Source organism: Nitrincola tibetensis, assembly GCF_003284585.1.
GTDB classification, from domain to species: domain Bacteria; phylum Pseudomonadota; class Gammaproteobacteria; order Pseudomonadales; family Balneatricaceae; genus Nitrincola; species Nitrincola tibetensis.
The window spans coordinates 1-12,578 of sequence record NZ_QKRX01000026.1 but is presented as its reverse complement, the minus strand read 5'-3'; the positions used below and the strand labels follow the sequence as shown (position 1 = coordinate 12,578).

Below are 12,578 nucleotides of genomic sequence, written 5' to 3'. Positions count from 1 at the left end.
CTGCCATTGCTCTGGGGTATAACGGGTATAGCGTTTCATATGATGCTCTCCTAAATAAATAGGAGGCTAGATTATCGCGCGATGAGTGCGAGGGGCAGAACGTATTAAAATGAACGGTTACTTTCGTAATGACAAACGAGCGCAAGCGTAGGCACGTCCGACAACCGCCATTGGTTAAATGCTAGCATGCGCATAGTTATGCGCATAAAATCAGAATCTCTATTTTATATCTTCTGGGAGGCCCTCATGGCTCAACTGTATAACTCAGCCGCCCCCAAAAAAGCAGCAAATCTCTCAATCAATAGCGATCTTCTGCGTAAAACTAGGGAACTGAACATTAACTTGTCTGCTACCCTGGAACGAGCTCTGACAGAAGAGCTCTCAAAACGCGAAGCCGCCCAGTGGGTTGAAGACAATCGCAGTGCGATAAGAAGCTACAACGACTTTGTCGAACAACATGGATGCTTCGGCGACGAATTCAGGGAGTTCTGATGGCGCAGTACGATGTGTACCCCAACCCAAGTAAAACCAGCAAAGCGCACTACCCTTATCTTGTTGATATTCAAAGCAGCCTCCTAGGCGATCTGGCAACTCGAATCGTTATTCCCTTGGGCAAACGCTCTGCCTTTGGTGGTGAAGCCATGCAAGGACTCACTCCCGAAATCAGCTTTGCCAATCAGGAGTTGTTGCTATTAACTCCGGAAATTTCCTCCGTGCCCGAAAAACACCTCAAGAGTCCCATCGGTCCCCTCTCTCATTTCAGAGACCAGATTGTTGCGGCTCTGGACCTAGCTATGAACGGTATTTAACACTCGGTTCAGCGGTGAGTGCAGGGAATCCGCTGCAACCGCTTGTTAAACATCGAACTGGCCCTGTCGGTTACTATAAGGCTGAACATCTCTAGCGTGAACTTCCCTAATCTCATCACCTAATAGTAGAAAATTACTGATATTTGGAACAGGTACAATTGATAACTGATCTTTTGACGAAATTTCAACTAGCGCCCTTAATTCCATGAGCAATCGACCGAGAGCATTAACGCCAACAAGAGTTTGTTGGTCAACCGGTTTAGCGCCCCAAAAGTCATCTTTATTTGAACTCTCTACAATCGGATTCTCTCCCGATTCTTTCAAAAGGGCTGAAAAATTTTCATAATTTTGAGCTAGTTTTACTCTCAGACTCCATTTCATAATGACTATACGGATTTTCTGCCAGTCTTCCCTTGTATCATCCCTATGTGGTTTTCCAACCATTTTTGCTGTCATAGGGCTAGTTTGATGAATAATCTTCTTCTGAATTTCTGGATTATTCGGATAGCGGCAGGCTTGGTACAGTGCTTCTGAACTACGTATGTAAACGCCATTAACACACAGTGGGTATCCGGGAGCCATATTTGAAAACCCACCCCACTTTTCAGAGGTCTTTTTGAATATGACAGACTTATCTCGTGTATAGGTGCGAAAGTTATCCTTCAAGAAATTAAGATCCATAAGTTTTCCTTTGCAACAATGGATACCATTTACTAAACGGATGCGATGAGCTCGCAGTGGGATCACCCCACCAGAAAGCTAATGGGTTGTTATTTGGGCAATTTCTAAAGCTAAAAACAGTAGAACCAAACCCGAACCCTCGGAATGTTGAGTATCCTAATGGCTTTACAACATCACTATTTTGAGAAGAAAAGCCCATAATTTTGAGCCCATATTTAAACATAATCCGCTCATATTCATCTCTCCGAGGACTAGAAAAGATTTTATTTTTTACTCCATTTCCTTGTCTATATTTGGGATCAAAACTTTCATTTCTAAACCAATTATCATAGTCATCAAGACTGGTTATTGAATCAGTGGGCCAGAAAACCTCAGAATAGTCTTTTCTAGACAATCTATTCTCAAGACGAAACTCTGTATAAGACGCAAACACGAACTTGATATTTTTTCCTGATTCCTCAGCAATCTTTTTTAGTTTTTGCTCAGTGCTCCACTGCCCATATATATACCAGCCTATTGTAATTACGCATACGCGGCATTCATTTGGGGCTGAATCAACAATCCAGCCTAGCATATCTGAGTGCAGCCGATTACCCGAAAAAATAAAATCGTCTAAATATATAAATTCATCAGATTCTTTTCCTATAACCTCACTCAAACTATATTGCTCGCTGAGCGCCTGAACTAAAACATCGTTTAGCTCATCTTGGCTATTCCCATTTTTTTGTATATCAAGTAGAGAAACTGACCTCCAGTAATTATCCTTTTCGCCATTATAGACAGAGTCAGAGTCAATCAAAGCATTAACAAATTGAGTGAAATTATCGGCTGTGATGTAGTTCCTTTTGAGGATTTTTAGCGTTTCCAATAGGACAGTTTCCTGTTCATCTTCATCAAATTGAGCAATCCACCTTTCCACATGCGAAGAATCGTAAGTGCCAAACTCTCCACCTCTGTAGCCATCTATAATCTCCGCTATTTTACTACACTCTTCAATATGTGGCATTTTCACTTCCAGATTGCTTAGATCAATTTATGTTTAACACCCGCATTTGCAGAAAATTGGAGCGAGCATAAATTTTTCCGTAAGATTCGATTGTTAGTAATAGGTTTAGGCAGAACACTACTCATCAAACAATTTACTGATATCAAGCTCATCTGCATAAGCAGAGATTAAACGAATATACTGTGTAGTTTTGGCATTTTTTCCTTGTATCTTGGTGTTAGAGAAGTTACTGATAGGCACCCCAAAAACTTTTTCAACACGCTTCAAGAATGCATCGGATAGTACATCAGGAGCAACTATGTCATATTTTCTAGTCACGCAATTTCTAATAATATCGTTAAAATGTTCGTCAGCGCTGTTAAAGGAATAGCCAATCACTACCACTTTTTGTGAGTTGTGAACTAGTTCAGCAGCTTTTGCCCAAGTATCAATATACTTATGCGACAATATCGGCTTAAGCTTTAGAGGTGGAACCATTGAGGGTATTACATGCTTTTGCTCCTCTACAGTGCTACTTGTGAAATCAATATTTGAAGATATTTCCTCTTCAATAAACTCTTTTAAGTCAATCAATTCTAAGTTATTGATCGGTAAAAGCTGCCTTGTATCCATGCGAACATATTCTGACAAGCCGCCGTGGAAATAGATAACATTTTCCAAACCAGCATTTGCCAAAAACGTTGTATAGTTTAAAGTTATTGCATCGATACCTTGAGGCAATTTAGAGTAAAATGGCATTTTCTCATTTTCGAAGCTCGATAATACTTGGTTTTGCTTCCACACCAAATACCCCCACAAACACCATGAAATATATATATAGTTTTTAACATCAGCTTGATTATAGCTGTAAAAGCCTAAAAACTTTTGAATCAACAGTTGTTCAATGTCTAACATATGAGATGCTATAGCATCAGCTATTGGGTTCCCATCTGAAGTTAAACTCTCCTTGAGTGTAACTTTGAGAATTAGTTTAAATGTCTCCGATAACGACATTTTATGAACGTCAATTATGAAATCACTCTCTGTAAACTCTAAACCAAATGCTTCTGAAATCAATTGAAATGTTTCATCGTCAATATGACTAGCATTCTTAATTTCTACAAGTTTTTCAAATAAGCGAATTATTACTAACCCTCTTTTTTTAGACAAGTCCGATTCATCTTGAATCTTTTTTTCAGCTTCACTTACTAATTCGACTATCTTCTTTAGCTGTTCTATGTCCTTCTTAGTAATATTTTCAATTTCATTATTGATAAAACGATTAAAGTCAAAGCGGAGCCCCGGAAGAGCATTTCTGATAGCTTTTTCGAAACTAGCCCCTTCTCCATTGATAAACCTCGACACCTCTGTTAAAAGTTTATTCGCTAAGGGAAAATCAATGCCAGGCGTCTTATCAACACCTGCGCCAGTAATAAGAACCTTATTCATAACTAAACCTACTCACCTAAACACAACCATCTAATTTTAAATAACAAAATATACTTGCATCAGCTCAAAAAGGTAACCGAATTTAACAACAGTTGTTCAATCGGGTAAACACCCCACACAACAACCACTCTCACCCCGTCCACGCATTAGACAACACCTCAGCCTGCTTCAGAATCAACTCAACAGCTACAGGCGCATCATCCGGTGGGTATTTGTAGCGTTGCAGGGTGCGTCTTACCAAAATTCGCAGTCTGGCTCGGACACTCTCGCGTACTTGCCAGTCAACAGTTGTCGATGCTCTGAGCTTTTGGGTCAACTCGATGGCGATGGTTTTCAGAATGTCATCACCCAGTTCTCGCACGGCACTTTCGTTATTGGCCAGTGCGTCGTAAAAGGCCACTTCATCTGGGCTCAGTCCAAGGGCTTCATCGCGGGCGAGTTCTGCTTGAAACTCTTTTGCCATGGCGATCAGTTCTTCGATCACCTGTGCGGTTTCAATGCCGCGATTGTTATATCTACGCAGGGTAGCTTCTAGACGGTCGGCGTATTTCTTTTCCTGCACCACGTTGTTTTGGGTTTTAGCTTTTATGCTGTCCTGAATCAGTTTTTCCAGCAACTCCACCGCAAAGTTCTTGTAGGGCATTCGGCGAACATCTTCCAAGAACTCTTCTGACAACAGACCGATATTGGGTTTATCCAAACCGCACAGTGCAAACACATCGTCCACACCACCGGCCAGGATGGCATTGTCTAGTATCTGTTTCAGCGCGGAGCTTTTCTCTTCCTGCGTCAGCTTTTTGTCGACGCTGGTGTGTTTACTGATGGCTGCTTTAACAGCGGACAGAAATGCGATCTCTTTGTGATATTCACGCGCTTGATCTAGTGTGCTGCAGAGTGAGTAGGCTTTACTCAGGGCCAAGACGTTATTTAGAAAGCGTTTTTTTCCATCTTCTAGGCCAAGTACATGGTTGGCGGCTGGAATGAGTACGCGATTGGGATCTTTTTCAAAGTCGCTGTAATCAAACCCTGCATTTTTAGGACTGGGTGCAAACATGCCGTGGATAATGTCTAGTTTTTCTAGCATCACCGAGAAGGCTTCTTCAGCACTGTGAGTGGGCTCTCCCTTACCTTTAGCATCGGTATAGGTTTTCAGTGCCTGCTTGAGCTCGTTGGCAATACCGATATAGTCCACCACCAGACCACCCGGTTTGTTCTTGAACACACGGTTCACTCGGGCGATGGCCTGCATCAGGTTGTGGCCCTTCATGGGTTTGTCGATATACATGGTGTGACAACAAGGCGCGTCAAATCCTGTTAGCCACATATCGCGCACAATGACCAGTTTGAGTGGATCATTCACATCTTTGAAACGCTTTTCGAGACGCTTCTTGGTTTGTTTGTTGTAGATATGAGGTTGCAACAGTGGCTTGTCGGATGCAGACCCTGTCATGACGATTTTAATCGCGCCTTTTTCAGGGTCAGGATCATGCCACTCAGGGCGAATAGCGACGATGGCATTATAGAGTTGCGCACAGATATCACGGCTCATGGCCACGATCATCGCCTTTCCTTCCATGGTCGCAGAGCGGGTTTCAAAGTGTTTGATCAGATCGGCGGCCACTTCTTTAAGACGCGGTTCGGCACCCACCAGTTTCTTCAGTCTACTCCATTCACCTTTGGTTCGCTCGCGCTGGCTTAGATCCTCTTCATCCTCAACCACCTCTTCTACCTGATCGGAGAGTTCATCAATCATTTCACGATTGATATCGAGCTTGGCCAGACGAGATTCATAGTAAATCGGTACGGTAGCGCCATCATTGACGGCATCCTGAATGTCGTAAATCGACACGTAGTCACCAAATACAGCGCGGGTGTCTTTATCTTCAGTGGCGATAGGGGTGCCCGTAAAACCAATGAACGCAGCATTAGGCAGTGCATCGCGCATATGTTTGGCATAGCCAAATTTGTAGGTGCCATCCTGCTTGAGCGTGGCTTTGAGCCCATATTGAGTGCGGTGGGCTTCATCCGAGATCACCACAATATTATGGCGATCATTCAGAATCGGGTGTCCCTGCTCCGCCTCCAGTAGTGCAAATTTCTGCACAGTAGTGAAGATGATGCCGCCAGACTCACGTTCAGCCAGCAATTGTCGAAGCGTATCGCGATCATCTGCCTGAACAGGCGCTTGTTTCAGTAACTCTTTGGCCGCGCTGAAAGTGGCGAACAGTTGACCATCCAGATCATTACGGTCCGTCACTATAATCAGTGTAGGGTTGTTCATTTCCGGTTGCTGGAGCAATTTACCAGCATAGCAGCACATGGAGATGCTTTTGCCTGACCCTTGTGTATGCCAAACCACGCCGGCTTTCTTGCTACCGGGTACCACTTCGTCGCCATAGGTGGCACGCTTTTCACCCACACCTTCCTGCTCAGGCGCTTGAGCGGCAATCACCGTGGCTTTGACCGCCTCACGCACCGCATGGAACTGGTGATATCCGGCAATCTTCTTGATCAGTCGCTCGGTATCGGTCTCGAATATTACGAAGAAACGGATGTAATCCAGAAAGAGTTCCGGGTCAAAAAAACCACGTACCAAGGTTTCCAGCTGCCAATCCAATAATGGTCGGTCATCTTCATGTTTGATGGTACGCCAGGGCATGAAGCGTTCTTGATTGGCAGTCAGCGAACCCACACGGGCATTAAAACCATCACTGATTACCAGTGCTTCGTTGTAGGCAAACAGATCCGGCACTTCATCTTTGTATGTCTGGATCTGATTAAATGCATCCCAGATATCGACGTTTTCAACATTTGGGCTTTTTAGTTCCAAAACCGCCAGAGGCAGCCCATTAATAAAGCAGATAATATCGGGGCGGCGTAGCTGCTTGCTGCCTTGCAGGGTGAATTGATTAATGGCTCGAAAGCGATTGGACGCTAGGGTATTAAAGTCGATCAGGAAGGCACGATCATGAATCACACGTTCGTCGCGTTTGTACTCAACGGGCACCCCTTCCAGAAGCAGGCGATGGAAAGCGCGGTTATTCACCACCGTATCGAGACTGTCAGGTTTTCGGACGATTACGAGTACCTGCTCAACGGCACTGTCGGGCAGGTGCGGATTGATGCGTCGAATCGCCGCTTCCAAATCAACTTGTAACAACACCTCTCGGTAGTCTGTCCGCTCTGGGGTCATACCATCGGGTGCCAGATCAGGACCATGGGCCAACTCCCAGCCCACTTCGGTAAACCAGGCCAGACAGTGTTGTTCCAGTTGATCTTCAGTCATGGGTCAATCCCTTAACAATCTTCACTTAAGCACAAAAGCTTAAAATTATTTGACTACAATGGACAGCAGTTTATACTTGTTCTTAATACGCTTGGCGCCTCTTCACAGTTTTACTGTGTACGCGCCGGCTCTCATTTCTGGGGCCATAAACTCCAAGACTGCCACCCTGCTACAACCCCAAAGTCTTCAATTCTCAATGCTTGAGAGGGTGCTTGCGGAAACTCAGCTATTACCGCCGCTAAACGCTCATGCCATCGACTATTCGGGCAGATCACCTTTAACATAACCTGCATCAAACAGAAATAAAAGAAAGGACGCGCATTGTTCATAGACTGCCAATAGGCCGCACCGGTTGGAATAGACGAACGCTCCAGCACGTTAATATTCCAAAGACGACTATGATGTGCAGATACATTTCGAATAAAGTTAAGGCTGCGAAGCCAAGACGCAAAAATATCACCATCTGACAGCCCATATTTCTGAGCAATTGCCACTCGATCAGCGATCTTCATTCCAGCATAAAGCTTGGACATCATGCCAAAGTCCCAAACCTCAACAGCAACCCAAATCGGCAACTTGCCATAATTATTCTGGTAATGCTCTACAAAAGGTTCACGGCGCGAACGCCATAGATGACTGTGATATTTCTCAAGCCAAAGCTGATGCTCTGTTTTTTCCCTTAGCAGGACCATTCTTTTTTATCTGTTTGCTAAAATGGCCATGTAAGCATTTAGGATTCTCATGCGCATAGGGATCAGCCTGCCCCAGTCGGTGAGCAATATCCACACGCACAGCCATTTCAATGTGTTCAAGTGCATCCATAGCCAGCAGCCGCAATTTCTTATCGAATACGTAAAGCTTCACCACATCCGCAAAGTGGCTTCCTACTATAAAGCGATCCAATCGACGTGGTGTCTTACTGCTAGAAGCTTGAACCGGATCTAGTACCCGAAAAGGGTACCAGTACCCACTAAGGCGATAATATCCGAGGCGCTCAAGATAGCTTTTCGCGGCCTCTTGATTGTCAGTAAGCATCCCTCGTTGATTCAATAAAGCAAGCTGATCATCAAAGGATTTCCATGGTTTGGGTGGATTTACCTGCTCACCTGTCATAAGTGCTAATTCTCTATCCCTGTTGAGGTGTATCTACCTTGAGTACTATAAAGTGTTCAATCAATCGAATCATCAGCTCTTTCTGCTCCGGTAGGCTTTCGGCTAACAGTAACGCCAACGCCACGAGCGTATTGTCGTTGATAAACTGCGCAGGGGACGACTTAACAAACTCAAAGCCTGTTCAAACTCGATGCCGCGTTTGGCGAGACGCTTCTGATTCAGTGTGGAGCCCTGCACCAGATGCTGCTTGAGTACGCTGGTAGCCGATTGGCGGAACTGAACGCCACGCTGAGACTGAACGCGGCAGCCGACCGATATGATGACATCGAGGTTGAAATAGTCGACCTGATAGGTTTTGCCGTCGGCGGCAGTATGTGCAAATTTTGCACATACTGAATCACGCTCCAGCTCCCCCTCGCTGAAGACGTTTCGGATGTGCTTGGTGATAATCGATCGCTCACGTGCGAATAGCTCACACATCTGAGCTTGGCTGAGCCAGACGATTTCCTTATCCAGTGCTACCTGTAACTCGGCGTAACCATCCGCACTGGTAAAAATTTGGATTCGGTGAGTGGTCATGCTTCTTCCTCGCTTTCAATGTCTGCAACTGACAATTCGCCGGAGAGGAGTTTAGGGAGGAGGGTATCGCGGAGCTCTGATAACGACTTCGACTGGTCACCATGACTTTTCGCCAAACGCAAGTAACTGCCAGCAATAGAATCAAAGCATTCGACTATTCTTTGAGGGTAAATTAGCCACATCAAGTCAGCCATCGCTTTTGCATTTGCTCTTTGTCGCCCACTTGTACCTGTCATTGACTGCATAGCAGCAGTTCGAAAACTTTCATTACGAGCCATAAAATAACCTAGTGAAGATGGGTAGTTAGGCTTCGGCCTTAAGACAATATACTCGGTCGAACCCCAACCAGTTTCACCCTCGTTTAGAAAATCAACATACGCCGTTTTTCCATTTTCGAGACAAGGTGTAATTCGTGCTAATAAAGTGTCACCGTTGATAAACTTGGTTCCACTGGCCATTTCTCGCTCTATGACCTCAACAGCCAAATGCCCAGACGTTGGTACATTTTTCATATCGAGGTAAGGCGCGAGGGTACCGTTTTTGAGTGTGCGGCGAGGGTTAAAGTCCAGAAGATCAGATACAGTACCAACCTCCCACCCCTCCGGTATCTCACCCAACTCACTATCCTGCATGGCAGAAGGGAACAACTCGGCGGTGGCGTAGAGTTTCGCATACTCTTCTGGCTTCTCGATTTGCATCTGGGCCAATTGCTCAGCACCCTTACCTGAAATTGCCTGCATGGCGACGTGGTTCATGTAGGTGTCGAGGTCGATGCTGATTGGCTGATCTGCCAACTCACCTGCATAGCAGTCGGGTGAAGCGGACTCATTGCCAGGTTGCAGGTCATGCCAGCGTTCACGAGCAGCGATCTTGGCCTTGACTGGCTCGAAATCGACAAACCAGCTTTTGAAAGTCGCCTGCGCCATCTGTTCGAGTGTTTGGTTGATCTGGTGGTTGAGCTGGATTTTTTCCGCAAGGCTGCTGAGTATCTTTGCGATATAGTCTTCACTATTACCTTGGCGTGGAATCTTCAATGCCTTTAGCACAGGTATCCTGACATTACTAACTGTAGTACCTGTTCCCTCGTTCCACGAAATTTGATGCTGCACAAAAGGGGATTGCAGAGCCCAGTATAGATATTGACCGCTAACTTCTTTTTTTGGGCGCAACAAAACCTGTCGCTGTCCCAAACAACACTTTAAGCCATCAGGTATAAGGCAGACCTCTCCCATTGGTGCCTCACGTGTGAACACAATATCACCGACCTGTGGCACAGCTCTTTTAATACGGGACTCGAAACCAGCTTCATCGGTATAGCTCGGCGAAGAAAGGTCCAGCTGTCCATCTCGGATATTTTGATTGCGAAGTACAATTACACCTGAATCTGTCCATTTAGGTGTAGAGTGTGGACAGTCCACCACGAGTTCACACATTTCCTCAAGCGAAGTAGTATCAGTGCTCATACCATAATCCCTAAAATATTCTGTTGAATTTCAGATTCAAGTCTCACACTGCTAGCAAACTGCATTGTCGATTGCTGAGGAAAATTCAAAATGCGACCACTCATTCAACCAACCTTATAGCCATCTTCATTGAATTTAGCACTGAGTTAAATGCCTTCTGACATAGTTCACGTATGCAGTTCACTGCCACTACACCTCATCCCAATTGTGGTATAATTGTTCCAATCAATATCTGTCAGGAACTTTGTCATGAATCGCAAGCCCTCTACTGCCAAGGTGACAATTTCTCGTGATCGCATTATGCGCGCTGTCGCCAGCTCTAGCGCGATTTAAACAGGAGAGAGCACTGAAGTTATTGAGAAACGCCTTAAAACCAAGGATCAGCGCTTTGCTAAGCTGGTACTGGCTTCCTGAATACTGAATCACAATTTTACTGTTCATTCAGCACATCTCGAATGAGCCGTTCAACATTCTGGTAACCACCTTCACTGCCAGTCACTTGATAACGGTTTGCCATGCTAGACTGATCAGAGCTCATACCCCAGCCCCCCCAGATTCCGCTTAATCTCAACCTCCAACCGCTCACTCTCAGCAAACTGCCCTCGCAACTGCTCAGTCAACCGCGCCATCTTATCCGCGAAAGGCTCACCATCATCCTCCTGATCAGGTGCACCGACGTAACGGCCCGGTGTTAGCACGAAGTCATGCTTCTCGATCTGCTGGAAATCAACGGAGGCGCAGTAACCCGCTTCATCTTCATAACCGCTACCCGATCGCCAAGCATGAAAGGTGTCGGCAACTTTGCGAATGTCCTCATTGGTAAAGTCACGTAGTACCCGATCACGCATATAGCCAAGGTTGCGAGCATCGATGAACAGCACTTGATCACGGCGGTCACGCTTTTTACCGTCCTTACCCGACTTATCTTTAGTCAGGAACCAGATGCAGGCGGGAATCTGGGTGTTGGTAAACAACTGCCCAGGCAAGGCGACCATACACTCGATCAGGTCTTCTTCGATCAGACGTTTGCGAATCTCACCTTCATTGTTGGTGTTGGAGCTCATCGAGCCGTTGGCTAACAGCAGTGCCATGCTACCAGTGGGTGCTAGGTGGTGGAGCATGTGTTGCATCCACGCAAAGTTAGCGTTGCCTTTGGGTGGAGTGCCGTATTTCCAGCGCGCATCTTCTGCTAGCGATTCGCTCCACCAGTCTTTCATATTGAAAGGCGGGTTGGCCATGACAAAATCGGCTCGCAGATCTGGATGCTGATCATCAAGGAAGGTGTCGCCATTCTTTCGGCCAAAATTAAAATCAATACCTCGGATTGCCATGTTCATGGCCGCCAACTTCCACGTGGTTGGATTAGATTCTTGGCCATAGACAGAAATATGTTTCTTCTGCTCAGCGGGGTCGTAATGCTGTTCTTTCGCATGCTCTTCAATGAACTTATCGCTGGAGACGAAGAACCCACCTGACCCCATGGCAGGATCGTAAACACGGCCACTGTAGGGCTCCAACATCTCGACGATCAGGGTGACGATGCTTTTCGGGGTGTAGTACTGACCACCCTGCTTGCCTTCCGCTAGGGCAAACTGACCCAGAAAATACTCGTAGACATGGCCCAGTACGTCTTTGCTGTGCAGGCTCAGACGCTCACCGTTAAAGACAGGCTTGGTGAAGGAGGTATCAGAGAAGGTGTTGATCAAACCCAGTAGCTTATCATTGTCCAGTTGGTACTGGCTAATGCGGTTGAGGATACCCTTGAGCTTGATATTGCTCTTTTCAATCTCTTCCAGTGCGTTGTCGATCAGCCAAGATACGGAGCGGAGCTTTACGTCATGTCCAGCATCGTCCTGCCACAGTACTGAACCGATCGGCAGTACCGCTTTTTCTTTTAGCGTATTCCAGCGTGCGGCTTTGGGCACCCAGAACACATTGGCTTCACGGTAGTAGTCCAGTACTTCCAACTCATCTCGGAACGCCCGCTGGTAGTCCTCGTCACTGTCGAAGTCGTCACGCGGCAGATAATAGATGTTGTTGTCATCATCGTTTTGGAACAACTCCAGCAGAGATTCCTGACGCTCCTCGAAGGCGGTAGTTTTCAACCCAGTTGTCCAAAATACTATGCTTAAGCTGCTTGTTTGTTGAGTGCCATTTCTTCAAGTCTTGCGGGATTTAGTGAGACGGCACCTTTAGGCTCCCAATTTCGAGTT

General features: G+C 45.8%; 11 protein-coding genes. 2 read left to right on the top strand and 9 right to left on the bottom strand.

Annotated elements, in window-relative coordinates:
• Positions 1-246: 246 nt before the first annotated feature.
• Both DN062_RS18110 and DN062_RS18105 read left to right on the top strand, forming a co-directional pair.
• A complete protein-coding gene (locus DN062_RS18110; RefSeq protein WP_112160702.1) occupies positions 247-492 on the top strand; it encodes a type II toxin-antitoxin system CcdA family antitoxin in 246 nt (81 codons plus the stop codon).
• Positions 492-809 carry a CcdB family protein gene (locus tag DN062_RS18105; RefSeq protein ID WP_112160701.1) on the top strand — a complete coding sequence of 106 codons (318 nt, stop codon included), beginning with the start codon at positions 492-494 and terminating at the stop codon, positions 807-809. The genes DN062_RS18110 and DN062_RS18105 overlap by 1 nt, the downstream gene beginning before the upstream one ends.
• Before the next feature lie 45 nt (positions 810-854).
• On the opposite strand, the gene DN062_RS18100 is transcribed toward DN062_RS18105, so the two are convergent.
• From DN062_RS18100 to DN062_RS18065, 9 genes are all read right to left on the bottom strand, one after another.
• Complete coding sequence (locus DN062_RS18100; RefSeq protein ID WP_112160700.1) at positions 855-1,490, bottom strand: NADAR family protein; 636 nt, start codon at positions 1,488-1,490, stop codon at positions 855-857.
• Complete coding sequence (locus DN062_RS18095; protein WP_112160699.1) at positions 1,480-2,496, bottom strand: phosphoribosyltransferase-like protein; 1,017 nt, start codon at positions 2,494-2,496, stop codon at positions 1,480-1,482. Before DN062_RS18095 ends, DN062_RS18100 begins: the two co-directional genes overlap by 11 nt.
• Positions 2,497-2,613: 117 nt before the next feature.
• Entirely contained in the window at positions 2,614-3,924 is a 1,311-nt protein-coding gene (locus DN062_RS18090; protein WP_112160698.1) for a hypothetical protein, read from the bottom strand.
• A 130-nt stretch (positions 3,925-4,054) separates the two neighbouring features.
• Positions 4,055-7,210 (bottom strand): type I restriction endonuclease subunit R, encoded by a 3,156-nt coding sequence (locus DN062_RS18085; RefSeq protein ID WP_112160697.1) that lies wholly within the window; start codon positions 7,208-7,210, stop codon positions 4,055-4,057.
• 131 nt (positions 7,211-7,341) lie between these two features.
• Positions 7,342-7,902 carry an Abi family protein gene (locus tag DN062_RS19125; protein WP_205126775.1) on the bottom strand — a complete coding sequence of 187 codons (561 nt, stop codon included), beginning with the start codon at positions 7,900-7,902 and terminating at the stop codon, positions 7,342-7,344.
• Complete coding sequence (locus tag DN062_RS19120) at positions 7,859-8,323, bottom strand: Abi family protein (protein WP_205126774.1); 465 nt, start codon at positions 8,321-8,323, stop codon at positions 7,859-7,861. Before DN062_RS19120 ends, DN062_RS19125 begins: the two co-directional genes overlap by 44 nt.
• Positions 8,324-8,425: 102 nt before the next feature.
• Positions 8,426-8,902: a virulence RhuM family protein gene (locus DN062_RS18075; RefSeq protein ID WP_205126773.1), complete on the bottom strand. Its 477-nt coding sequence runs from the start codon at positions 8,900-8,902 to the stop codon at positions 8,426-8,428.
• Positions 8,899-10,365: a restriction endonuclease subunit S gene (locus DN062_RS18070; protein ID WP_112160696.1), complete on the bottom strand. Its 1,467-nt coding sequence runs from the start codon at positions 10,363-10,365 to the stop codon at positions 8,899-8,901. The genes DN062_RS18075 and DN062_RS18070 overlap by 4 nt, the downstream gene beginning before the upstream one ends.
• 527 nt (positions 10,366-10,892) lie before the next feature.
• On the bottom strand, positions 10,893-12,470 hold the full coding sequence (locus tag DN062_RS18065; RefSeq protein ID WP_239995846.1) for an N-6 DNA methylase family protein: 1,578 nt from the start codon (positions 12,468-12,470) through the stop codon (positions 10,893-10,895).
• Positions 12,471-12,578: the final 108 nt, after the last annotated feature.